This window comes from Streptomyces flaveolus, from assembly GCF_000716535.1.
Classification (GTDB): Bacteria; Actinomycetota; Actinomycetes; order Streptomycetales; family Streptomycetaceae; genus Streptomyces; species Streptomyces flaveolus_A.
Genome location: NZ_JNWV01000008.1, coordinates 155,077 through 177,978, shown reverse-complemented (window position 1 = coordinate 177,978; position 22,902 = coordinate 155,077). Strand labels below are relative to the sequence as shown.

The window sequence follows — 22,902 nt, the reverse complement described above, 5'->3', positions numbered from 1 at the left end:
GGGTGCCCTCGGCCGTGCCGGGGTGGGCTCACATGCTGGCGCCCGCCATCGCCCGGCAGGTCTCCGCGCAGCGGCGACACGCCTCGGCGCAGCGCATCATCATCTGGTCGTCGGGCATGGACATGCACGCCTCGGCGCACATGTCACAGGCCCGCGCGCAGACGGCGCACATCTCGCCCGCCATGGGCGAGCGCCGCATCATCATGTCGGCGCACATGCGGGTCGTCTCGGAGCAGTCCATGAGCGCGCGCATGATCTGCATCTGCGCCTGGCCGCCCTGCTGCATGCAGGAGCTCATGGCCTCCTCGCAGATGTTGTGGCAGTTCATGCAGGCGTCGATGCAGTCCTGCATCTGCTGCGTGAGGGCGGGCATCGTTCCGGACTGGGACTGGGTCATGGCTCCTCCTCGGAGGCATGCGGGACCCGGGGCGGGCCCCGTGTGCTTCCGTCCTACGCCGGGGAGCGACGTCCCGCACGTCGGGTTACGGCAGGTTGCGTGCCATGACGATGCGCTGGACCTGGTTCGTGCCCTCGTAAATCTGCGTGATCTTGGCGTCGCGCATCATGCGCTCCACCGGGTAGTCACGGGTGTAGCCGTAGCCGCCGAGGAGCTGGACGGCGTCGGTGGTGACCTCCATGGCGACGTCCGAGGCGAAGCACTTGGCGGCGGCACCCAGGTAGGTGAGGTCGGCGTCGCCGCGCTCGGAGGCGGCGGCGGCCTGGTAGGTCAGGGCGCGGGCCGCCGAGATTTTCATGGACATGTCGGCGAGCATGAACTGGACGCCCTGGAAGTCCGCGATCGGCTTGCCGAACTGCTTGCGCTCCTGGACGTAGCCCTTGGCGTAGTCGAAGGCGCCCTGCGCGACACCGAGCGCCTGGGCGGCGATGGTGATGCGGGTGTGGTCCAGGGTCTTCATGGCCGTCAGGAAGCCGGTGCCCTCCTCGCCGATCATGCGGTCGGCGGGGATGCGGACGTTGTCGAAGTAGACCTCGCGGGTCGGCGAGCCCTTGATGCCGAGCTTCTTCTCCGGGGCGCCGAAGGAGACGCCCTCGTCCGACTTCTCCACGACGAAGGCGGAGATGCCCTTCGAGCGCTTCGAGGGGTCCGTCACGGCCATGACCGTGTAGTACTCGGAGACGCCCGCGTTGGTGATCCAGCGCTTCACGCCGTTGAGGACCCAGTGGTCGCCGTCGCGGACGGCCTTGGTCTTCATGCCGGCCGCGTCCGAGCCTGCCTCCGGCTCGGAGAGGCAGTACGAGAACATCGCGTCGCCCTTGGCGAGCGGGGTCAGGTACTTCTTCTTCAGCTCCTCACCGCCGGAGAGGATCACCGGGAGGGAGCCGAGCTTGTTCACCGCGGGGATGAGGGAGGAGGAGACGCAGGCGCGGGCCACCTCCTCGATCACGATCACCGTGGCGAGCGCGTCGGCGCCGGAGCCGCCGTACTCCTCGGGGACGTGCACGGCGTGCAGCTCGTTGGCGACGAGGGCGTCGAGGGCCTCCTGCGGGAAGCGGGCCTCCTCGTCCACCGCCGCGGCATACGGCGCGATCTTCGCCTCGACCAGGGAACGGACGGCGTCCCGGAGCATGTCGTGCTCCTCGGACGGGCGGTACAGGTCGAAGTCAGCCGATCCGGCCACGGTCTCTCACGCTCCAAAGACGCAGTGATACTGACGCTAATTACCGTTAAGTAACTGAATTTTAGAGCCCCCGTGTGAACCCGCCTACGTGAGCTTGGTGACAGCGGGGAAATTGCCCGCCGAGCGGCCCGACTATGCTCAGGCTCCGCATGACCGAGCAGGACCGACGGACCGGAGCTGGAGCGCACCCCATGAGCCTGAAGATCACCGTGATCGGCACCGGCTACCTCGGCGCCACGCACGCCGCGGCCATGGCCGAGCTGGGCTTCGAGGTGCTGGGCCTGGACGTCGTACCCGAGAAGATCGCCATGCTGGAACGCGGCGAGACCCCGATGTACGAGCCGGGGCTGGAAGAGCTGCTGCGGCGCCACGTGGCGGGGATCGAGGGGTCCACCGGGCGGCTGCGGTTCACCACGGACTGGGCCGAGGTCGGCGCCTTCGGCGATGTGCACTTCGTGTGCGTGAACACCCCGCAGAAGCACGGCGAGTACGCCTGCGACATGAGCTACGTCGACTCCGCCGTCGCCTCGCTCGCCCCGCACCTGCACGGCCCTGCCCTGGTCGTCGGCAAGTCGACCGTGCCGGTGGGCTCCGCCGACCGGCTGGCCGCCTACCTCGCCGAGCACGCGCCGGCGGGCGGCGACGCCGAGCTGGCCTGGAACCCGGAGTTCCTGCGCGAGGGCTTCGCCGTCCAGGACACCCTGCACCCGGACCGGATCGTCGTCGGTGTGCGCAGCGAGCGCGCGGAGAAGCTGCTGCGCGAGGTGTACGCCGGGCCGGTCGGCGAGGGCACGCCGTTCGTGGTCACCGACTTCCCGACCGCCGAGCTGGTGAAGACGGCCGCGAACTCCTTCCTGGCGACCAAGATCTCCTTCATCAACGCGATGGCGGAGGTGTGCGAGGCCGCCGGCGGTGACGTGGCGAAGCTCGCGGAGGCGATCGGCCACGACGACCGGATCGGCCGCAAGTTCCTGCGCGCCGGCATCGGCTTCGGCGGCGGCTGCCTGCCCAAGGACATCCGGGCGTTCATGGCCCGAGCGGGTGAGCTGGGCGCCGACCAGGCGCTGACCTTCCTGCGTGAGATCGACTCCATCAACATGCGCCGGCGCGGCCAGATGGTGGAGATGACCCGGGAGGCACTCGGCGGCGGTTCCTTCCTCGGCAAGCGGGTCGCGGTGCTCGGCGCCACCTTCAAGCCGGACTCGGACGACGTCCGCGACTCGCCCGCGCTGAACGTGGCCGGCCAGATCCACCTCCAGGGCGGCCAGGTGACCGTGTACGACCCGAAGGGCATGGACAACGCCCGCAAGGTCTTCCCGACCCTCGGCTACGCCGGCTCCGCGCTGGAGGCCGCCCGCGGCGCCGACGTCGTCCTGCACCTGACCGAGTGGCGGGAGTTCCGCGAGCTGGACCCGGTGGCGCTCGGCGAGACGGCGGCGGCCCGGGTGATCCTCGACGGCCGCAACACCCTGGACCCGGAGCTGTGGCGCCGGGCCGGCTGGACGTACCGCGCGATGGGCCGCCCCACGGCGTAGGCGCCCCGCGGCGTAGCGACCCGTATGGCGACGCCGGTTCGGCCGAGGCTCAGTCGGCCGAACCGGCGTCTGTCCGCATTCTGCACCACGCCGCCGTCGCTCACGCGCCCTTCGCCCGGTATCGGCGCATCTTCGCGCGGGCCCCGCACACCTGCATGGAGCACCAGCGCCCGCGTCCGGCGGGGCTGCGGTCGTAGTACGCCCAGTGGCAGGTGTCGGCCTCGCAGGCCTTGAGCCGGGTCCAGGTGCCCGCGACGAGTGCCTCGGCGACGGCGGCGGCGACCCGGGACGGCAGCGGGTCCGTGTCGGCCGGGGCGAGGCGGGCCGAGCCGTCGTGGTCGTCGACGGCGACGTACAGCGGGGCCCGCGCCAGCAGGGCGCCCAGCGGGGTCACGGGGCGGTGCGGCGGATGCCCGGCGTGGGCGAGCAGCGCGGCCCGCAGCGACTCGCGCAGTTCCCGGGCGTCGGCCAGCCCGTCCCGGGTGATCCCGAGGCGGGCGCGGCCCTCCGGCGTGTCCAGACCGTCCCTGCCCGACTCGATGTCCAGGGTGTTCACCAGGGACTCGATCAGCGCCAGGCCGCCGGGAGCAGCCGATCTCTCGCTCATGCTTGCGACGTTACCTCCGGTACGGGAGCATGCAGTAACGGTTACCGGTTACCCGCTTCTACGGGTAACGCTACGAGGAGGTAGTCATGGCTCTCGCCAAGCTCGGTGTCGTCGTCCTGGACTGTCCCGACCCCCGCGCGCTGGCCGGCTTCTACGCCGATGTGCTGGGCGGCACGCCGGAGGGGGACGAGGAGTGGGTGGACCTGAAGGTGCCCGGCGGGACGGCGCTGGCCTTCCAGCGGGCGGCGGGGTTCGTGCCGCCTGAGTGGCCCGCGGCGGACCGTTCGCAGCAGTTCCACCTGGACCTGGTGGTGGAGGACCTGGACGCGGCGGAGAAGGGCGTGCTGGAACTGGGCGCCAAGCCGCTGGACGCGCAGGACCGCGAGCGGACCTTCCGTGTCTACGCCGACCCCGTGGGGCACCCGTTCTGTCTCTGCGCCTGCTGACCGTCCCGGAGGAGGACCTCATGGCGTCCGTGGCCCGTTTCCGCAACGTCGTGCTCGACTGCCCCGATCCGCACGCGCTGGCCGCCTTCTACGCGGCGGTGGCCGGCGGGACCGCGCAGCCGGAGGACGACGACTGGGTCGTGCTCCAGGTGCCGGACGGGCCACGGCTCGCCTTCCAGCGGGCCGAGGGGCACACCCCGCCGGAGTGGCCGCGCGCGGACCGCAACGGCCAGCAGCTCCACCTCGACTTCGACGCGGGCCCGACCTGGGCGGACCTCGACGCGGCGCACGAGCGGGTGCTGGCGCTCGGCGCCCGCCCGCTGGACCTCGAGGACCGCGAGACGAAGGACTTCCAGGTGTACGCCGACCCGGCCGGGCATCCGTTCTGCCTGTGCCGGATCGAGCGGTCGTGACGCCCGACGGGGCGTGCCGCTCCGGCTGTGCCGTCCCGGGACGTTGGTGACACGCGTGCCTGGTGCTCGAACGGGTGAGGGCCGGGCCCTCTGGGTTCGGTGTGGATATCGGCATGCAGGCTGCGTCCGGCCCGGTGCGTCGTGGACGACGGCTGGCCGCTGCGCCGGGCCGCGGAACGCTTCCAGGTCGGCCTCACCACCGCAGCCCGCCGGGCCGCCCTGCTGCCGGCAGCAGGGCGGGGCCGGAATGCAGGACCGCCGCTGCCGGCCGCACCACCAGCCCCGTCGCGCCCCTGCCGCCGTCGAGGCACAGGTGGCTGCGGCTGCGGCGCGAGCACGCCTAGCGTTGTGACGCCCCGGGAGGGTCGGGTTCGGTGATCTTCGCGTGCGCCGGCTTCGGCCGGTACCGCGTGGCGCGGGCGGTGGAGTCCGCGCTGCGCAGCACCCGCTGTACGTTCCCCCAGGTCAGCAGGGCCAGCTCGGTCTCGGACCAGCCGCGTCGGAGCAGCTCGGCGATCAGGTGGGGGCAGCGGGAGGCGTCGGCGAGGTCACGCGGGTGCGTGGCCGCCGGGTCGTAGGTGCCGGACAGGCCGACGCACTCCGGGCCGGCCACGTCGCGGACGTGGTCGAGGTGGTCGGCGACGTCGGTGACGGCCGGGCCGGTCTGCTCGGCGGTCAGCGGCACCATGCACAGCCCCTTCGCCTCGCCCAGGGCGGCGAGCAGGTCGTCGGGCAGATTGGCCGGGTGCGGGCGCAGGGCCAGGGCGGCCGAGCGGGTGCACAGCACCGGCGTCCTGGACAGGGCGACGGCCCGCGCGACGGTGGCCGGGGAGGCGCCGGAGACGTCGGCGAGCACCCCGAGCCGGTTCATCTCTCGCACGACCTCCTCCCCGAACCGGGTCAGCCCCGGCCCGGCCGCCCAGGCGGTGCCCGCGAGGGTGAGCACGCGCAGTCCGAGGGCGCGCAGCATGCGCAGGACGGCCAGGGAGTCGTCCAGCGCGGCGCCGTGCGCAGGCCCGGGCACCACGGCGACCCGGCCGCAGTTGCGGGCGTCGATGATCTCCCCGGCGGTGCGCACCATGCGCAGCCCCTCCGGGTGGGTCTCGACGACCGTGCGCACCAGGTCCAGCCGCTCCAGGGTGGCCGTCAGGGCACGCCCGCCGGACGGTGCCTCCGGCGGGTGCAGCGACCAGAACAGGGCACCGACGTGCCCCTCGCACAGCCGGGGCACGTCGGTGTCGAGGGCGGCCTCGCCCACCTCGCGCAGGACCCACGGCAGGCCGCCGTGGCCGTCGGCGACCGGGTGGCCGGCGAGCAGGCTGTGCGCCCGCTCCAGCAGCTCGCCGGACGGCCGCTCCGCGAAGGGGTCGTCCGGCAGGACGTCGTCCTCGCCGACCTCGGTCATGGTGGGCAGGTCGTCGTGGAGGTCGGCCAAGGCGGGCTCCGTGCGTCGTCGTGGGCTACGTCGGTCGTGAGCTACGGCGGGGGCTGTGGCTGGCGTACCGACACGGTCGCACGGAGCGGAGGCAACCTTCCTGGCGAGTGGGGCGTTCGGGCGTACTCCGGTCAGTTCCCGCCGGGCGTGCCGTCCAGCGACTCGATCGTGGCGAGGGACGGCGCGCGGGTGGCCCGGAGGTCCCGGGCGACGTCCTCCGCGGCGCCGAGCACGCGCACCGCGTTCTGCCAGGTCAGCTTGGCCAGGTCGGCCTTGGACCAGCCGCGGTCGAGCAGTTCGGCGAGCAGGTTCGGGTAGCCGGAGACGTCGTTCAGGCCGTCCGGGGTGAACGCGGTGCCGTCGTAGTCGCCACCGATGCCCAGGTGGTCGATGCCGGCGACCTCGCGCATGTGGTCCAGGTGGTCGGCGACCGTGGACACCGTGGCGACCGGGCGCGGGTTGCGCTCCTCGAAGGCCCGGTGGATCTTCATCGCCTCGGGGCTGGTGTCCAGGGAGTGCATGCCGTGGGCACGCAGGTTCTCGCCGGCCTCGGCCGTCCAGTCGACGGCGGCCTGGAGCACGAACTTGGGCACGAACGTCACCATCGCCACGCCGCCGTTGGCGGGCAGCCGTTCCAGGACGTCGTCGGGGATGTTGCGGGGGTGGTCGCACACCGCGCGGGAGGAGGAGTGCGAGAAGATCACCGGCGCGGAGGTGGCGTCCAGCGCGTCCCGCATCGTCGTCGCCGCCACGTGGGAGAGGTCGACGAGCATGCCGAGGCGGTTCATCTCCGCCACGACCTCGCGGCCGAAGGCGGACAGGCCGCCCACGCGCGGTTCGTCGGTCGCGGAGTCGGCCCAGTCCACGTTGTCATTGTGGGTGAGCGTCATGTAGCGCACGCCGAGCGCGTACAGACCGCGCAGGGTGCCGAGCGAGTTGGCGATGGAGTGGCCGCCCTCGGCGCCCATGAGCGAGGCGATACGGCCCTCCCCGCGCGCCGCCTCCATGTCGGCTGCGGTCAGCGCGGGTGCCAGATCCTCCGGGTAGCGGTCCAGCAGCCGCCGGACGCAGTCGATCTGCTCCAGCGTCGCCGCGACCGGGTCCGGCTGCTCGCAGGGCACGTACACCGACCAGTACTGGGCGCCGACCCCGCCCTCCCGCAGCCGCGGCAGGTCGGTGTGCAGCCGCTCGCGCCGGTCACCGGCGATGTCCAGGGCGTCCAGGTCGTAGCCGACCTGCTCGCGCAGCGCCCAGGGCAGGTCGTTGTGCCCGTCGACCACGGGGAACTCGCGCAGCAGCGCGCGTGCTTCGTCCAGGGCGGCCACGGCGCTCACTTCCCGAAGCCGAAGCCGCTGCCCGCGCCCTCGACCTTGGAGCGCAGCCGCTTGCCCTTCTCGGTGGCCTGGTCGTTGAGCTCCTGCTGGAAGTCGCGCATCCGGTGAAGCAGGTCCTCGTCGTGCGCGGCGAGGATGCGGGCCGCGAGGAGACCGGCGTTGCGGGCACCGCCGACGGAGACGGTGGCGACCGGGACACCGGCCGGCATCTGCACGATGGAGAGCAGGGAGTCCATGCCGTCGAGGTACTTCAGCGGGACGGGCACGCCGATGACCGGCAGCGGGGTCACGGAGGCGAGCATGCCGGGCAGGTGGGCGGCGCCGCCCGCACCCGCGATGATCACCTTCAGGCCGCGGTCGGCGGCCTGCTCGCCGTACGTGATCATCTCGCGGGGCATGCGGTGCGCGGAGACGACGTCGACCTCGTAGGAGACCTCGAACTCGTCCAGGGCCTTGGCGGCGGCTTCCATGACGGGCCAGTCGGAGTCCGACCCCATGACGATGCCAACAACGGGGCTCATTCGGTGATGGTGCCTCTCAGGTAGCCGGCTGCGTGACGGGCGCGCTCCAGCACGTCGTCCAGGTCGTCGCCGTAGGTGTTGACGTGTCCGACCTTGCGGCCGGGCTTCACGTCCTTGCCGTACATGTGGATCTTGAGCTTGGGGTCACGGGCCATGCAGTGCAAGTACGCGGAGTACATGTCCGGGTAGTCGCCACCCAGGACGTTGACCATCACGGTCCACTTGGCGCGCGGGCGTGGGTCACCCAGCGGCAGGTCCAGGACCGCGCGGACGTGGTTGGCGAACTGCGAGGTGATCGCGCCGTCCATGCTCCAGTGGCCGGAGTTGTGCGGGCGCATCGCCAGTTCGTTGACGAGGATGCGGCCGTCGCGGGTCTGGAACAGCTCGACGGCGAGGTGCCCGACGACGCCCAGCTCCTTGGCGATGGTCAGCGCCATCTGCTCGGCGTGCAGCGCCAGGTCCTCGTCCAGGTCCGGCGCGGGGGCTATGACCGTGTCGCAGACGCCGTTGACCTGCTGCGACTCCACCACCGGGTAGGCGACGGCCTGGCCGTGCGGGGAGCGTACGACGTTGGCGGCCAGCTCGCGGACGTAGTCGACCTTCTCCTCGGCGAGGACGGGCACGCCGGCGCGGAACGGCTCGGCCGCCTCCTCGGCGTTGTCCACGACCCACACGCCCTTGCCGTCGTAGCCGCCGCGGACCGTCTTGAGGACGACCGGGAAGCCGTCGCCCTCCTCGGCGAACCGGACCACGTCCTCCGGGTCGCTCACGATCCGGTGCCGCGGGCACGGGATGCCGATCGCGTCGAGCTTCGCACGCATCACCCCCTTGTCCTGGGCGTGCACCAGCGCGTCCGGCCCCGGGCGCACGGCGATGCCGTCCGCCTCCAGGGCACGCAGGTGCTCGGTGGGCACGTGCTCGTGGTCGAAGGTGATCACGTCGCAGCCGCGCGCGAAGTCGCGGAGCGTGTCGAGGTCGCGATAGTCGCCGATGACGACGTCGTTCACGACCTGCGCCGCGGAATCCTGAGGAGTGTCACTGAGAAGCTTGAACCTGATGCCCAACGGGATGCCCGCCTCGTGCGTCATACGCGCGAGCTGCCCCCCGCCGACCATGCCGACTACCGGGAACGTCACACCCCTAGCGTATCGGCCACGCGGGGGCTGCCCGGATCGCGTCCCTCACACGGACTCTTACCCGGTGCTTCCCCGCCTCTTTCCGACCCGTTTCCACAGCGTGGCCCGGTCCACAGGCACCGGCGTGCCCGCCCGGCTAGCATGGCGGGGTTGAGGAAACCTACCGACGGGAGCTGCACAGCCATGGAACCTCGTTCCTCGGGGCTGCAACGGCTCGTACGCGAGGTGGCCAAATTCGGTGCCGTGGGCGGCGCCGGTGTCCTCGTCAATCTCGGCGTGTTCAACCTGGTCCGGCACGTCTCCGACCTGCCGGTGGTGCGGGCCAGCATCATCGCCACCGTGGTGGCGATCGCCTTCAACTACGTCGGCTTCCGTTACTGGACGTACCGGGACCGCGACAAGAGCGGCCGCACCAAGGAACTCACGCTGTTCCTGCTGTTCAGCGCGATCGGCCTGGTGATCGAGAACGGCGTGCTCTACCTGGCGACCTACGGCTTCGGCTGGGACAGCCCGCTGCAGAGCAACGTCTTCAAGTTCGTCGGCATCGGCGTCGCCACCCTGTTCCGGTTCTGGTCGTACCGCAGCTGGGTGTTCCGGGCGCTGCCCGCCCGGGGCACCGTGGCGAGCGCGGAATCGATTCTGGAGCAGGAGTCGACGAAGCGGTCGCCCGAGCAGCGGGTGCCGTAGGCGCGCGGGCCGGCCAGGGCCTGTCCGACACGTCGTCGCCCGAAGGGCGGCCGCGCGGCGTCAGGTACGTGCTCTGGGGGTCCCCCAGAGACTCGTACTGGACGTACTGTCGGACAGGCCCTAGCGGACCGTCGGGCGGTCGTCGTCCGGGGTGCGCGCCGGGGGCGTGCGGGAGAGGAACAGGCCGAAGACCGGGGGCTGCGCCTGGAGCAGCTCCAGCCGTCCGCCGTCGGCCTCCGCGAGGTCCCGGGCGACGGCCAGGCCGATCCCCGTGGAGTTCCGCCCGCTGATCGTGCGCTCGAAGATCCGCGCGCCGAGGTCGGCCGGCACGCCCGGCCCCTCGTCGGTGACCTCGATCACGGCCTGGTTGCCGGTGACCCGGGTGCGCAGGGCGACGGTGCCGCCGCCGTGCATGAGCGAGTTCTCGATCAGCGCGGCCAGCACCTGGGCGACCGCGCCCGGGGTGCCCACCGCCTGCAGGTGCCGCTTGCCGGAGCTGACGATGGCCCGGCCGGCGCTGCGGTAGGCGGGCCGCCACTCGGCGAGCTGCTGCTGGATGACCTCGTCCAGGTCGAAGGTGACGGCGGAGCCGGTCCGCGGGTCCCGGGAGTTCGTCAGCAGCCGCTGCACGACGTCCGTCAGCCGCTCGACCTGCGTCAGCGCGATGGTCGCCTCCTCCTTCACCGTGTCCGGGTCGTCGGTGAGGGTGATCTCCTCCAGGCGCATGGACAGCGCGGTCAGGGGTGTGCGGAGCTGGTGGGAGGCGTCGGCCGCGAGGCGCCGCTCGGCCGTCAGCATGCGCCCGATCCGCTCGGCGGAGGCGTCCAGCACGTCGGCGACCCGGTCCAGCTCGGGGACGCCGTAGCGCTTGTGCCGGGGGCGCGGGTCGCCGGAGCCGAGGCGTTCGGCGGTCTCGGCGAGGTCGGTCAGCGGGGAGGCGAGCCGGTTGGCCTGCCGTACGGCGAGCAGCACCGCCGCCACCACGGCGAGCAGCGCGACCAGCCCGATGATCAGCAGGGTCCGGCCGACCTCGCGGGTCACCGCGGAGCGGGGCTCCTGCACGGTGACCGTCTCGCCCTCCTCGCCGCGCTGCGTGTAGTGGATGGTGTCGCCCTCGGGCTTGGTGCCGATCTCGATGGGCGGCTTGCCGGGCATGCGGATGACCGCGTACTGGTCCTTGCTGACGGGGTTGCGCAGCACGTCCGCGTTGACGTTCTCCGCGGCGAGGATCCGGCTGTCCACGATGCTGGCCAGCCGCACCGCCTCCGACTCCACCCGCTCCTGGGCGCTGTTGCTGATCGTCCGCGTCTCGACGATCACCAGGGACACGCCGAAGACCGCGATCACCACGAGGACGACGGCGAGGGTGGACTGGATGAGACGTCGGCGCATGCTCCGTTACCTGGGGTGCTCGCTGGGGCCCGGACTCAGCTCTTCTCGAACCGGAAGCCCACGCCACGCACCGTCGCGATGTACCGGGGGTTCGCCGCGTCGTCGCCCAGCTTCTTGCGCAGCCAGGAGATGTGCATGTCCAGAGTCTTGGTGGACGACCACCACGTGGTGTCCCAGACCTCGCGCATGAGCTGGTCCCGGGTCACGACCCGGCCCGCGTCCCGCACCAGCACCCGCAGCAGGTCGAACTCCTTGGCGGTGAGCTGGAGTTCCTCGTCGCCCATCCAGGCGCGGTGCGACTCGACGTCGATCCGCACCCCGTGCGTGGCCGGCGGCTGCTGCGGTTCGGCGGCGCCGCGCCGGAGCAGGGCCCGCACCCGGGCGAGCAGTTCGGCGAGCCGGAACGGCTTGGTGACGTAGTCGTCGGCGCCCGCGTCCAGGCCGACGACGGTGTCCACCTCGTCGGCCCGCGCGGTCAGGATGAGGATCGGCACGGTGTGACCGTCGGCGCGCAGCCGGCGGGCGACCTCCAGGCCGTCCATGCCGGGCAGCCCCAGGTCCAGTACGACCAGATCCACGCCGCCCTGCATTCCGGCGTCGAGCGCGGCGGGTCCGTCCTCGCGCACCTCGACCTCGTAACCTTCCCGGCGCAGGGCGCGGGCCAGCGGCTCCGAGATGGACGCGTCGTCCTCGGCGAGCAGTACACGGGTCATGAGGTGATGGTAGACCGCCCGCGTGCGGTGCCGGGGTGTGATCGGTGCCAGGGGTTCTTACCTTCGTATGCTGCTGGTACGAACCATTGACCTGGGGATGCGATCGTAGGAGAGACCTTCGAATCGGGTTGTGCGGTTCCCGCGACACCTGTGATCCGTGTCTCAAGTCCTTCCATATCCGGCAGTGTCCTGCCGTATGGTGACCTGAACGCCTGTAGTACACCGGGGACCTTTGGCGGGCATCTGTCGCTGAGGGTCTTCTTTGTGTGCGGGCTGGCCCAGACCAGCCTTGAAAGGAACGACCTCTGGCCGGGCTCCGGACGCATCGACGCGTCACGGGGCGTGGATCCCGGTGGTCGCCGTCCGCCGCTCCGCGATCCGGGGCGGACTCCCCCTGGGCGTGGGGGTGGACGACCGACCCCGCCGGTGCCGGCCGACACCCCCAGCGGGCGCGCAACGCTCCACCGCGCGTCCCGACCAGCAAGGAACGACCATGGCGTCCAGCCTGACGAAGGACTCGGTCCGACCGGGCACCCCCGGTTCCGAGAAGACCTTCTTCGGCCACCCCCGCGGACTGGCCACTCTCTTCATGACCGAGATGTGGGAGCGGTTCTCCTACTACGGCATGAGGGCCCTTCTCCCGCTGTACCTGGTGGCCCCGGGTGGCCTGCACCTGAGCGCGGGCACGGCGACGGCGATCTACGCCGTGTACCTGTCGCTCGTGTACCTGCTCGCCCTGCCCGGCGGCTGGTTCGCCGACCGTGTCCTCGGCCCCCGCAAGACGGTCGCCGTCGCGGGCCTGGTCATCATGCTCGGCCACCTGTGCCTGGCGCTGCCCGCCGCCGCGAGCTTCTTCGTCGGCCTGTCTCTCGTCGCCATCGGCTCCGGTCTGCTGAAGGCCAACATCTCCACGATGGTCGGCCACCTCTACGACGGCCCGGAAGACCCGCGCCGGGACGGTGGCTTCACGCTCTTCTACATCGGCATCAACCTCGGTGCCTTCGTCGCCCCGCTGGTCATCGGCACCGTCGGTGAGAACGTCAACTGGCACCTGGGCTTCGCGCTGGCCGCGCTCGGCATGGCGCTGGGTCTCGCCCAGTACCTGCTCGGCGGCCGCCACCTGAACGCCAAGAGCAGCGAGGTCCCGACCCCGCTGACGCCCGCCGAGAAGGCGTCCACCCTGCGCAAGGGCCTGATCTGGCTGGCCATCGCCGTGGTCTTCTACGGCATCGTCGGCGGCACCGGCCACTTCACCCTGAACTGGGCGCTGATCCCGCTCACCCTCATCGGCCTGATCGTGCCGATCCTGGTCATCTCCCGGATCCTGCGCGACAAGGACCTGGAGCCGGCCGAGCGTTCCAAGGTGTCCGCGTACATCTGGTTCTTCGTGGCCGCCGCCGTCTTCTGGATGATCTACGACCAGGGCGGCTCCACCCTCTCGCTGTTCGCCGAGAAGAGCGCCGACAACACCATCTTCGGCTGGGAGTTCCCGGTCTCCTGGTACCAGTCGGTCAACCCGGTCATGATCATGGCCCTCGCGCCGGTCTTCGCCTGGCTGTGGCTGTGGCTGAACAAGCGCGGCAAGGAGCCGAGCACGATCGTGAAGTTCGCCTCCGGTCTGGTGCTGGTCGGCGCGTCCTTCTTCGTCTTCCTCGCCCCGCTGTCGATCGCCGAGGGCGGTCACAAGGCCGCGGCGCTGTGGCTGGTCGCGATCTACTTCGCGCAGACCATCGGTGAGCTGACGCTGTCGCCGGTGGGTCTGTCCGTGACGACGAAGATGGCGCCGAAGAAGTACGCCTCTCAGATGATGGGCGTCTGGTTCCTCGCGGTGACCGCGGGCGACTCCGTCACCGCCCTGCTGTCGAACCCGGCCGTCGGTGGCGTCAACCTCGACAGGATGGGCTTCGTCGCCCTGGAGGCCGTGCTCGCCGTGGTCGCCGGTGTCGCGGTGTGGATGTACCGCGGCAAGGTGAAGAAGCTGATGGGCAACGTCAACTAGACGTCGGACCTGGCCCGAGGGCCGCCGCACCCGGTGGGTGTGGCGGCCCTCTTGGCGTGTGGGGGCGCTGAACGTCGCGGGGATCACGGTGCGTCGGCGGCCGCGGGTCGGGTGTGGCTTCTCGCGCCCACGCGGCGGAGCCGCATGTCGATACAGCCCCGCGCCCCGAGGTCGGCTATCGCGTCCTGCGCCGCGGCAGCACTGTGAACACCGCCGCGCCCAGCAGGATCGCCGTGCCCGCCACCAGGCCCAGGGCCTTCAGGGCGTTGTGGTCGCTCGCTCCGGTTTCGGCGAGGCCGCCTGAGCCGCCGTCACCGCCGGTCGTCGCGGAACCGGAGGAACCGCCCGACGTCGACGTGCCGCCCGCGGCGCCGCCCGGCTGCTCCGTCGTGTCCAGGGTGAGCGAGACCTCCGTCTTCACCGGCGTGCAGGTCGTGGTCGTACCGAGCGCCTTGACCGTCAGCACGCCCGGGGACAGCGTCGAGGTGCCGCTCGCGCCGGGCTTGTAGGTGCCGGTGAGGTCGGGAATCTCGATCGGGGCACCGGACTTGACGGGGTTCGCGTTCGTCGGCCCCTCCACGTGCACCGTGCCCTTGTCGGCGCCGCCCAGCACCACTTCCATGGACGGCTTCACGGAGTCCTTCGGTATGTCGACGGGGCTGTCCGTCACCGACTTCTCGAACCGCACGGTGAGGGCGTAGCTCCCGCCGTCCTTCTTCGCGTCGATCTGCACCGGCGAGGTCGCGCTCTTGTCGCCGATCGGGGTCTTGCAGGCGTACGGGACCTGTACCTCCTTGCCGGTGAAGTCGGTCTGCCCGGTGCCGCCGGTCGCCGTGGCGGTCGCGGACCTGGTGGGGGTCGCGGACTTGGTCGGCGTCGCGGACCGGGTGGGTGTCGAACTGGACGTGCCCCCGCCGCCCGCCGCCACCTGGATCGTCGCCGCCTTCTGCACGGCCTCCTTCGGCGCGCACTTGGTGTCGGTGGACATGGCGTTGACGGTGTACGCGTCCGGCGTCAGCGTCACCTCGCCGACCGCCGTCAGTTTCAGACTGCCCTTCATGTCGGACAGCACCATGGTCCCGCCCTTGGGGATCGCCGGCTTCTCCCGCGGCCCCCGCATCGCGATGTCGGCAGTCTGCGCACCGGCCGCCTTCAGCACACCGGACGGCTGGACCGAGTTCGCGGGCAGGTCGATGATGTCCGGGTTCTTCGAGGCGGCCTGAACGAACTTCCACACGATGTCCACCGTGTCGCCCACCTCGGCCGTGGCCGGCGCGGTGACCTCGACCTTGGTGGTGCCGTCGACGGGGTCGATGCCCGCGGGCGGCACGCAGTGGGTGGCGTACGACACCTCGGCCGCCTGCGCGGGGCTCACCGCCGCGCCCAGCAGGACGCCCGCCGCACCGAGCACCAGCAGGGCGCCCGTGCCCCCGGCCGCTGTGCCTCTCCTTCGCTTGATCACGTGGGTCCCTTCCTGGTGGGAGTGGTGGAAGTGCCGGGAGTCGTGGGACTCGTCGGGCTGTCGTCGTGCGGTGCGGAGGTCTGGCCGGCCGGGCCGCCCGGAGCGGAGTGGGGGGCGAACCACGGCAGGGCGGGGGCCGGGTCGGCCGGGGGCCCGGCGGAACGGGAGCGCGGGAGGAGACGGCGCAGGCGCGGATCCAGCAGGGGCCCGGGGCTCCGGGTGGTGGATCGGTGCGGGTGGTACCGGCCGCGGGAGGCGCCCGGGCGGCGGGGCCGGACCCGGTCCACCACGGGCATGCCGACGCGGAACAGGGCGGCCGGGACGACCAGGCAGAGAAGGAGCCAGAAGAGCGTCACGCCCCAGGGACGGCCCACGCCCCACGGCTGCTCGGCGAGCACCCGGCCGCCGTGCTTCAGTGTCACGGTGTAGTCGCCGTGCGCCCCGGCCGACAGCTCGACCGGCAGCTTGATCCGCGCCTTCTTCCCGGGCGCCAGGGTGCCGTGCCACTGCCGCTCGTCCCATTCGGGGGCGAAGACGCCGTGCGCGGTGCCGACCCGGAACACCGGGTTCTCGATCGGGCTGATGCCGGTGTTGCCGACGGTGAAGACCAGGGTGCGGCCGGGTGGTGCACCGAACCAGGTCAGCAGTCCGCCGCCTCCGGTCAGCCGGGTGTCGGACAGCACCGCCAGCCGGCCGGCGGAGCGCTCGGCGGGCAGCGGGGCCACGGGATGACCGGCGACCTCCAGGACCGCGTCCGCCTCGGCTCCGGCACCGGTCACCGTGGCCACGTGCACCACGCAGGGGCAGGGCACGGGGGGTTCGGCGACCGGCAGTTTCCGGCTGAAGGCGCCGTCGGCGCCGGTGGTCACGGCCCGTCCGTCGCCGTTCGCGCAGGAGTTGGTGCCGCCGACGACCCCTCGCGCCGGGGTGGCCCGCCCGCACACCAGCACCATGAGCAGGGTGCGGGGCCGCCAGCCGGTACCCCTGACGGTGACCGCGCCTCCGGCACCGGCCTGAACCGCCGACAACTGCACCGCCGGCCCCTCGGCGGCCCGCCCCTGTCCGGCGGGCCCCGCGAGGGCCAGCAGCAGGGCACCGATGACCGCGCAGGCGACCCGCCTCACGGCAGTGCTCCGGCCGGCTCCGGCGTGCCGGGCCGGGGTCCGGGCCCCGCGTGACGGCGGCGCCGGTGCCGGGTCCGCAGGAGTACGGCCGTACCCCCCGCCGCGACCGCCGCCGCGCCGCCGGCCACCGCGCCCCACGGCACGTACGCCGCCGTGGTGCCCGCGGTGTCGTGCGCGCCGCCCGCCGCCGTCACCGTCAGCCGTACGCGGACCCTGTCCAGCACCGGCCGGCCGGGCCACGGTTCGCTCAGCGTGCGCCGGGCGCCGGGCGCCAGCCGGACCGGCAGGGTGCGCGGGGCGCGGTCCAGGACCCGGCCGAGGAGTCCGTCGGCGCGCACCGCGAGCGTCGGTACGAGGACGGTCGTACCCCGGTTGACCAGCTCGTACGTGATCCGGTCGGAGCGTACGGCGAGATGCTCGACGGTCAGCGCGGCGAGCCGGGGGCCCGTCGACACGCAGTCGCACCGGCACGGTCGCGGTACGGCCGTGCGCGTCCCGCACGACGACCGCGCCGGTGCGGTCGCCGGGCGCGGCCCCCGACGGCACGGTCAGCGTGAAGGGCACCTCGGCGCGGGTCCGGGCCGGCACCCGCAGGCCGCTTCGGACGAACGCCGTCGGCACACCGGTGCCGCGCAGCCGGACCGTGACCGGCGTCCGGCTCCGGTTGGTGACGGAGACGGTGCCCCGCAGGACCGTCCCGGGGGCGCCCTCGGCGTAGAACGCGGGGCGCCCGGCGCCCAGGGGCGCGACCGACCAGCCCTCCGACCGGGCGGAGGCCTGCGGGGCGGCGGCCAGGAGCGTGAGCGGCAGGAGCAGGGGGACGAGCGCGAGCGGGGTGCGGGAGCGGCGTGGGGTGGGTCGGGTGCCTGGGACGCGCCGGATCCGCGGCGTGAGCGGCGCCGGCGAGGTGCGCGGCTCGGACGAGGCGCGTGGCGAGTGGGGCGGGCCTGGCGCGCGGGCGGCGGGCTGCATGGGCGGCTCCAGCGAGGTGGCCGGGGGTGCGGCGAGGTGGCCGGGAGTACGGCAGGGGGTCGGTGTGCGGCAGGGGGTCGGTGTGCGGCGGCCGGGCGTTCGGGGCGGCGGCGTGCGGACCGGTCGGCCCGGACGTGTGGGCCGGCCGGGCGGGGTGGGCGGTCCCGCCGGGGTGGACAGTCCCGCCGGGGTGGACAGTCCCGCCGGGGTGGACAGTCCCGCCGGGGTGGACAGTCCCGCCGAGGCGGGCGGTCCAGCCGGCCCCGGGTCAGCGCCGAGCGGTCTGACCCCGTCGGGTCAGCCACAGCGCCCCCGCCGCGCCGGCGAGCAGGACCGTGCCGCCGAGCGTGCCGAGGGCGACCGCGGAGTCCTCGGGGCCGGTCCGCGGAAGCTGCCCGGCGGAGGAGGTGCCACCGGAGGAGGCCGACGAGGAGCCCCCGGAGGACGAGGACGACGAACCGCCGGCCGCTGTCACGTCCAGGGTCAGGGACGGCCCGGGACCGTTCGTCGGCGTGCAGGTCGTCGTCGTACCGAGCGCCTTGATCGTGAGCGTGCCCGCCGTGAAGGTGACCTTGCCGCTCTTCTTCGGCGTGTACGTGCCGCTGAGGTCGCTGATCTTGATCGGTGTGTCGGCCGGGATCGCCGCGTCGTTGGCGGGTCCGCTGACCGCGAGCGTGCCGCTGTCCGCACCGCCCAGCTTGACCGTGGCGCTCGGGCTCATCGCCCCCATGCCCAGCTCGACGGGGCTGGAGGAGACGCCCTTCTGCCAGGACATGGTGATCTTGTAGCCGCCGCCGCTCCTGACGCCCTTGATGTCGATCGGCGAGACGGCGGTCTTGACCCCGATCGGCGTCTGACAGCGGTAGTCGACGTCGACGACGTCGGCGTGGGCCGCCGGCGCGGCCAGCAGCACCGCCGAGCCGGCCAGGGCCGCGGCGGACGCGAGCGCGGCGGTTCGTTTCGGGTACGACACGGTCGGTCCACCCCATTCATTCCTGACGGCACATCAGATTTGGCCGTCAAGGTACGCCCGGGGTCGTGAGGAAGGAAGACACGTCACACGCCGGAGTCGTGGTGATCCGGCGTGCGCGAAGGGGTGTCGGAGTGGAGGCGGGGACGGGGGTGGCCTCCGCCGGCGCTCAGGCGGGGGCGCCCAGCTCCGCCCAGACCGTCTTGCCCGGCGTGCCGGGGGCGCGGACCACGCCCCAGTCCAGGCACAGCCGTTGCACGATGAACATGCCGTGCCCGCCGGGCCGGCCGGCGCGGTGCGGGGTGCGCGGGGCCGGCTGGCCGGTGCCCCGGTCGGAGACCTCCAGCCGGATCACCTTGTTGTCGCAGGCGAGGAGCAGTTCGTCGGGGCCCTCGGCGTGCAGGCAGGCGTTGGTGACCAGTTCGGAGACGACGAGCAGCACGTCCTCGGCGGCGGCCCGCTGTTCGGCGCCGGCGGCGGGCAGCCAGCCCCACGCGTACAGCGCCTGGCGGGTGAAGTCGCGCGCGAGCGGGACGACCCCGCTCTCGCCTTCCAGGCGCAGCCTGCGGACCTGACGGCCCCGGGTCTGCGGAGTGCCGTCGGCCGGGCCCGGCGGCCCGGACGGCACGGACGGCGCGGCTGCCCCCGTGGCTGCGCCGACGGCCGACGCAGCCTCCTCGGACGCCCCGGAAGCGCCGCTGGGCTCCGGGCCGCGGTCGCCCGGCGAGTAAGGCCGGGTGGTGCTCATCAGCGCTTCACCTCACCGATTCACCAGTTCACGATTCAAAAGTCCGGTCAATGGTCCGGCCGGCGGTCTCCGGCCGGACGGTCCTGTCGAAGGCCTGGCACCGTCGGCCGGCCTGGGCGCCGCCCGGTCGGCATGCCGTCCGCACGCCGCCCGCACGCCGTTCGTACGCCAGTGCGCGTCCGCACACCGCCCGGCGGCCGTCCGCACGCCGCCCGGCCAGGCATCCATACCCGCCCGTCCGCCGGACGCACGCCCCGTCCCGGGCGCCCGCCGGCCCCCGGGGATCCGGTGACCGACGACCGACCACCGGTAACCGGTGGCCGACGGCCGACAGTCGGCAGCCGGCAGAGCGCCTTCCGCCTTCTTCTGCCCTCTCCTGCCCGACCGATCCGACGGAACACCCCCGATTTGGGCGTGATGCATGTAACGCCCAAGGGAAACCGCGACGGACCGGGTCGGACACCGGGGCGGCGGATCAGTCGGCACCGTCGGCCAGGGCCTCCTCCACGGAGTCGTGGACGGTGAAGACCGCCTCGGCCCCGGTGATCTCGAACACGCGGGCGACCACTGGCAGCATCCCGGCCAGATGGACCCCGCCGCCGGCGGCCTCCGCCTTCAAGCGGGCGCCGAGAAGGACGTTCAGCCCCGTGGAGTCGCAGAACTCCAGGCGCGAGCAGTCCACCACGAGCCGCGAGAAGCCCTTGGCCAAGAGGTCGTCGAGGGGCTCACGCAAAAGATCGGCGGTGTGGTGATCGAGCTCACCCGCCGGTGTCACAACGGCGCTGGAGCCCTCTTCCCGCACCTCCACCAGAAGCCGGCCCGACTGTGCGCTGCCGACCGTCCCGTGGTCCATGCCGTCTCTCTCCCGAGGTCGTGGCTGCTGATGCCCTCGAACATTACGCCTTCCATGCGCACTCCGACACCCGAACATCCGCACAGAAACGGACATATAGCCACAGAACGCACTTGCGACTCGCTCGGTGCAGCGGGTAGGGCTAGTAAAGACACACACCCCTACACGCCGGCTTCGGAGGCGCCGCACACCGCAGTGCACGTACTGGCTTCGGCAGCCATATGCCGAGAACGATGGAGGACACCCATGTCACCCCGGCTCGACGCATCGCCTACCCCGATCGCGACGTCGACACCCCCACCGGAACAACTGGATCATCCCATCGACCCCCTCGATCCCTTCGAGGGACTCCCGGAGATCCCCCCCTACGACGAGATCGGCCCGGTCGACGCGCGGGCCCTGTCCAAGACCCTCTTCGAGCGCCTGGAGTCGCTGGAGGAAGGGACGCACGAGCACGCGTACGTCCGCAACACCCTCGTCGAGCTCAACCTCGCGCTCGTCAAGTTCGCCGCCTCCCGCTTCCGCTCCCGCAGCGAGCCGATGGAGGACATCATCCAGGTCGGCACCATCGGCCTGATCAAGGCGATCGACCGCTTCGAACTCTCCCGCGGCGTCGAGTTCCCCACCTTCGCGATGCCGACCATCATCGGCGAGATCAAGCGGTTCTTCCGTGACACCTCGTGGTCCGTGCGCGTCCCGCGCCGGCTCCAGGAGCTGCGGCTCGACCTGGCCAAGGCCGGCGACGAGCTGGCTCAGCAGCTCGACCGCGCCCCCACGGTCGCGGAACTGGCCGAGCGGCTCGGCATCTCCAACGACGAGGTCGTCGAGGGCATGGCCGCCTCGAACGCCTACACCGCCTCGTCGCTGGACGCCCAGCCGGAGGAGGACGAGTCCGAGGGCGCGCTCGCGGACCGCATCGGCTACGAGGACCACGGGCTCGAAGGCATCGAGTACATCGAGTCGCTCAAGCCCCTGATCGCCGAACTCCCGCCCCGGGACCGGAAGATCCTCTCCCTGCGGTTCGTGGCGAACATGACCCAGTCGGAGATCGGCGAGGAACTGGGCATCTCCCAGATGCACGTGTCCCGGCTGCTGTCCCGCACGCTGGTACGGCTGCGCAAGGGGCTGACGCTGGAGGAGTGACCTCCGCCCCGTGCGTGCGCGACGCGCGTGCCGCCCGTACTGCGGTGAGCGGCCCGGCGAGGAAGCCGGGCCGCCTCGTCGTCCCCGGGACCCGGCTCACCGGGTGCCGGGTGCCCGGCACCCCAACCGTTATGCGGTTCCTCACAGCAACCTCTTTCCGCGACCGCCCTCGTCCACCACTATGGGTCCCCAAACTGGCTGGTATGTCAGCGGCCTTCTCGGGACGGAGGGTGTTGCATGGCTGAGGGGGACCACGCCACGGCGGGGGACCACGAGGACGCGCCGGACGCACGGCTGACCGAACTGCTGCGCTCCCCCACGTCCACGGCCTATCCGGCGTTGCAGGAGCTGCGCCGCCGCCACCACCCGGCGGTCCTCGGCTACGCCCGGCTGTGCGCGACGAGCGACTCCGCGGCCCGCCGGCTGGCGGCGGAGACGTTCACCACGGCGGCCCGCGAGACGGCCCGGGGTGTCGAACCGCCCGTCCCGCTGCGCCACCGGCTCCTGCTGCTCACCGTGCGGCTGGCGGCGGACTGGGCACGCGACGAACGCGCCGCGGGCGTCGACCCGGGCCTGCTGCTGGTGCTGACCACGGCCGGCCCCGAAGGCCCGACCCCGCCCCTCCTCCCGGCCTTCCGGTCGCTGCCGTCCCGCACCCAGGGACTGCTCTGGTACGGCGTCCTCGACGCGGAACCCGAGGAGCGCACCGCCGCCTTCCTCGGCCTCGGCCGCGCGGACGTCTCCTACGACACCCCGCGAGCCCTCACCGCCCTGGCCCAGGCCTGTCTGCGGCACCGGCTGGCCGCCTCCGACGACCCGCGCTGCGCGGACTTCCGGCGGCTGATCGAGGAGGCGGTACGGCCTGACGCCCCGCGCCGCAGCGCCGACCTGGACACCCACATGGCGCGCTGCCCGCACTGCGCGGCCGCGTTCGAGGAGCTGCGGGCGCTGCGGGACGCGCCCCGGCAGACCCTGGCCGAGGGCCTGCTGCCGTGGGGCGGAACGGCGTACCTGCGCGAGGACCAGCACCCCGGGTCCGCCGCCGTACCCACGACGGCCGACGGGCCGGGCCGGCCGCCGCGCGGCCGCGTCCTGCTCGGTTCGGCGGCGCTGGGCGTGGCCCTGACCCCGCTCCTGGTCTTCCTGTTCAGCCCCGCGCACTCCACCGACCGCCGCCCGGCGGCGGCGACCCCCGCGCCCTCGTCGGTGACGGTCACGGCAACGGTCTCGCTGCCCCCGCCCCCGTCCCACTCCCCGTCCCCGTCCCCCACGTCCAAGTCGCCGTCCGCCACCCCTGCTTCGCACCGGCCGGCGCCCACCCCGTCCCGCCGTAAGACCCCGAGCCCGACGCCGCCGCCCGCCCCGCCGGGCGCCGCCTACGCCCAGGTGGTCAACCTCGCCACGGGCCGTTGCCTGGACATCCGCGACGGCGACCTGGCGAAGGGCACCGACGTCGTCACGGCCCCCTGCGACTCCTCCGCGACCCAGCGCTGGAGCGTCGACGCCTCCCTGGGCGTGCTCCGCTCGGCGGCCGACGACGACTTCTGCCTGGACAGCCGGGGCTCGGTCGACCGGGGCGTGGGCATCTGGGAGTGCGACTCGGTCTACGGCCGCAACGGCGCGAACCTCCGCTTCACCGTCGACCCCGACGGCACGATCCGCCCGGCCATCGCCATCGAGACGGCGGTGACCCCGGACGACGGCGACGGAGTGTCCCTGCGCGCCCTGTCCGACGGCCGCGACCAGCGGTGGCGGGCGGGGGCGCGGTGAGC

General features: G+C 72.6%; 22 protein-coding genes and 1 pseudogene. 8 read left to right on the top strand and 15 right to left on the bottom strand.

Annotated elements, in window-relative coordinates; translation table 11 throughout:
* Positions 1 to 28 precede the first annotated feature (28 nt).
* Both OO52_RS10735 and OO52_RS10730 read right to left on the bottom strand, forming a co-directional pair.
* Complete coding sequence (locus OO52_RS10735; protein WP_030653147.1) at positions 29 to 397, bottom strand: four-helix bundle copper-binding protein; 369 nt, start codon at positions 395 to 397, stop codon at positions 29 to 31.
* A gap of 85 nt (positions 398 to 482) precedes the next feature.
* Positions 483 to 1,640: an acyl-CoA dehydrogenase gene (locus OO52_RS10730; RefSeq protein WP_030653150.1), complete on the bottom strand. Its 1,158-nt coding sequence runs from the start codon at positions 1,638 to 1,640 to the stop codon at positions 483 to 485.
* A 191-nt stretch (positions 1,641 to 1,831) separates the two neighbouring features.
* Here OO52_RS10730 and OO52_RS10725 point away from each other — a divergent pair, with 191 nt between their 5' ends.
* Positions 1,832 to 3,175, top strand: coding sequence for a UDP-glucose dehydrogenase family protein (locus OO52_RS10725; protein ID WP_030653153.1), 1,344 nt, complete (start codon positions 1,832 to 1,834; stop codon positions 3,173 to 3,175).
* Positions 3,176 to 3,275: 100 nt separating this feature from the next.
* Here OO52_RS10725 and OO52_RS10720 read toward each other — a convergent pair whose 3' ends face one another.
* Positions 3,276 to 3,782 carry a CGNR zinc finger domain-containing protein gene (locus OO52_RS10720; protein WP_030653156.1) on the bottom strand — a complete coding sequence of 169 codons (507 nt, stop codon included), beginning with the start codon at positions 3,780 to 3,782 and terminating at the stop codon, positions 3,276 to 3,278.
* An 86-nt stretch (positions 3,783 to 3,868) separates the two neighbouring features.
* On the opposite strand from OO52_RS10720, the gene OO52_RS10715 reads away from it, so the two are divergent.
* From OO52_RS10715 to OO52_RS47050, 3 genes and pseudogenes are all read left to right on the top strand, one after another.
* Positions 3,869 to 4,228, top strand: a complete 360-nt coding sequence (locus OO52_RS10715) for a VOC family protein (protein ID WP_030653159.1) — start codon at positions 3,869 to 3,871, stop codon at positions 4,226 to 4,228.
* Between the two features lie 20 nt (positions 4,229 to 4,248).
* Positions 4,249 to 4,641, top strand: coding sequence for a VOC family protein (locus OO52_RS10710; RefSeq protein ID WP_030653161.1), 393 nt, complete (start codon positions 4,249 to 4,251; stop codon positions 4,639 to 4,641).
* Positions 4,642 to 4,731: 90 nt separating this feature from the next.
* Positions 4,732 to 4,957, top strand: a pseudogene (locus OO52_RS47050) (leucine zipper domain-containing protein); the annotation flags it as partial.
* A 24-nt stretch (positions 4,958 to 4,981) separates the two neighbouring features.
* Here OO52_RS47050 and OO52_RS10705 read toward each other — a convergent pair.
* From OO52_RS10705 to OO52_RS10690, 4 genes are all read right to left on the bottom strand, one after another.
* Positions 4,982 to 6,076, bottom strand: a complete 1,095-nt coding sequence (locus OO52_RS10705) for a dipeptidase (protein WP_030653164.1) — start codon at positions 6,074 to 6,076, stop codon at positions 4,982 to 4,984.
* A gap of 131 nt (positions 6,077 to 6,207) precedes the next feature.
* Positions 6,208 to 7,401, bottom strand: coding sequence for a dipeptidase (locus OO52_RS10700; RefSeq protein ID WP_030653165.1), 1,194 nt, complete (start codon positions 7,399 to 7,401; stop codon positions 6,208 to 6,210).
* A gap of 5 nt (positions 7,402 to 7,406) precedes the next feature.
* Positions 7,407 to 7,931 carry a 5-(carboxyamino)imidazole ribonucleotide mutase gene (gene purE / locus OO52_RS10695; RefSeq protein ID WP_078629645.1) on the bottom strand — a complete coding sequence of 175 codons (525 nt, stop codon included), beginning with the start codon at positions 7,929 to 7,931 and terminating at the stop codon, positions 7,407 to 7,409.
* Entirely contained in the window at positions 7,928 to 9,067 is a 1,140-nt protein-coding gene (locus OO52_RS10690; RefSeq protein ID WP_030653170.1) for a 5-(carboxyamino)imidazole ribonucleotide synthase, read from the bottom strand. The genes purE and OO52_RS10690 overlap by 4 nt, the downstream gene beginning before the upstream one ends.
* 183 nt (positions 9,068 to 9,250) lie before the next feature.
* Between OO52_RS10690 and OO52_RS10685 the strand changes: the two genes are divergently transcribed.
* Entirely contained in the window at positions 9,251 to 9,754 is a 504-nt protein-coding gene (locus tag OO52_RS10685; RefSeq protein WP_030653174.1) for a GtrA family protein, read from the top strand.
* 120 nt (positions 9,755 to 9,874) lie between these two features.
* Here the strand turns inward: OO52_RS10685 and OO52_RS10680 are convergent, their stop codons facing one another.
* Both OO52_RS10680 and OO52_RS10675 read right to left on the bottom strand, forming a co-directional pair.
* Positions 9,875 to 11,146 (bottom strand): ATP-binding protein, encoded by a 1,272-nt coding sequence (locus tag OO52_RS10680; protein ID WP_030653177.1) that lies wholly within the window; start codon positions 11,144 to 11,146, stop codon positions 9,875 to 9,877.
* Between the two features lie 35 nt (positions 11,147 to 11,181).
* On the bottom strand, positions 11,182 to 11,859 hold the full coding sequence (locus OO52_RS10675; RefSeq protein WP_030653180.1) for a response regulator transcription factor: 678 nt from the start codon (positions 11,857 to 11,859) through the stop codon (positions 11,182 to 11,184).
* A 493-nt stretch (positions 11,860 to 12,352) separates the two neighbouring features.
* Between OO52_RS10675 and OO52_RS10670 the strand changes: the two genes are divergently transcribed.
* On the top strand, positions 12,353 to 13,858 hold the full coding sequence (locus OO52_RS10670) for a peptide MFS transporter (protein ID WP_030653183.1): 1,506 nt from the start codon (positions 12,353 to 12,355) through the stop codon (positions 13,856 to 13,858).
* A gap of 175 nt (positions 13,859 to 14,033) precedes the next feature.
* On the opposite strand, the gene OO52_RS10665 is transcribed toward OO52_RS10670, so the two are convergent.
* The 6 genes from OO52_RS10665 to OO52_RS10640 all read right to left on the bottom strand — a co-directional run bounded on the left by OO52_RS10665 (position 14,034) and on the right by OO52_RS10640 (position 19,987).
* Positions 14,034 to 15,320 (bottom strand): hypothetical protein, encoded by a 1,287-nt coding sequence (locus tag OO52_RS10665; protein ID WP_420711368.1) that lies wholly within the window; start codon positions 15,318 to 15,320, stop codon positions 14,034 to 14,036.
* Entirely contained in the window at positions 15,317 to 16,444 is a 1,128-nt protein-coding gene (locus tag OO52_RS10660; protein WP_030653190.1) for a hypothetical protein, read from the bottom strand. Before OO52_RS10660 ends, OO52_RS10665 begins: the two co-directional genes overlap by 4 nt.
* On the bottom strand, positions 16,441 to 16,899 hold the full coding sequence (locus OO52_RS54190; protein ID WP_324608273.1) for a hypothetical protein: 459 nt from the start codon (positions 16,897 to 16,899) through the stop codon (positions 16,441 to 16,443). Before OO52_RS54190 ends, OO52_RS10660 begins: the two co-directional genes overlap by 4 nt.
* Positions 16,900 to 17,684: 785 nt before the next feature.
* Positions 17,685 to 18,389 (bottom strand): LPXTG cell wall anchor domain-containing protein, encoded by a 705-nt coding sequence (locus tag OO52_RS10650; RefSeq protein ID WP_030653193.1) that lies wholly within the window; start codon positions 18,387 to 18,389, stop codon positions 17,685 to 17,687.
* A gap of 166 nt (positions 18,390 to 18,555) precedes the next feature.
* On the bottom strand, positions 18,556 to 19,134 hold the full coding sequence (locus OO52_RS10645; RefSeq protein WP_030653195.1) for an ATP-binding protein: 579 nt from the start codon (positions 19,132 to 19,134) through the stop codon (positions 18,556 to 18,558).
* Between the two features lie 475 nt (positions 19,135 to 19,609).
* Positions 19,610 to 19,987, bottom strand: coding sequence for an STAS domain-containing protein (locus OO52_RS10640; protein WP_030653198.1), 378 nt, complete (start codon positions 19,985 to 19,987; stop codon positions 19,610 to 19,612).
* Positions 19,988 to 20,233: 246 nt separating this feature from the next.
* On the opposite strand from OO52_RS10640, the gene OO52_RS10635 reads away from it, so the two are divergent.
* On the top strand, positions 20,234 to 21,130 hold the full coding sequence (locus OO52_RS10635) for an RNA polymerase sigma factor SigF (RefSeq protein WP_030653201.1): 897 nt from the start codon (positions 20,234 to 20,236) through the stop codon (positions 21,128 to 21,130).
* Between the two features lie 237 nt (positions 21,131 to 21,367).
* Positions 21,368 to 22,900: an RICIN domain-containing protein gene (locus OO52_RS10630; protein WP_030653204.1), complete on the top strand. Its 1,533-nt coding sequence runs from the start codon at positions 21,368 to 21,370 to the stop codon at positions 22,898 to 22,900.
* Positions 22,901 to 22,902: the final 2 nt, after the last annotated feature.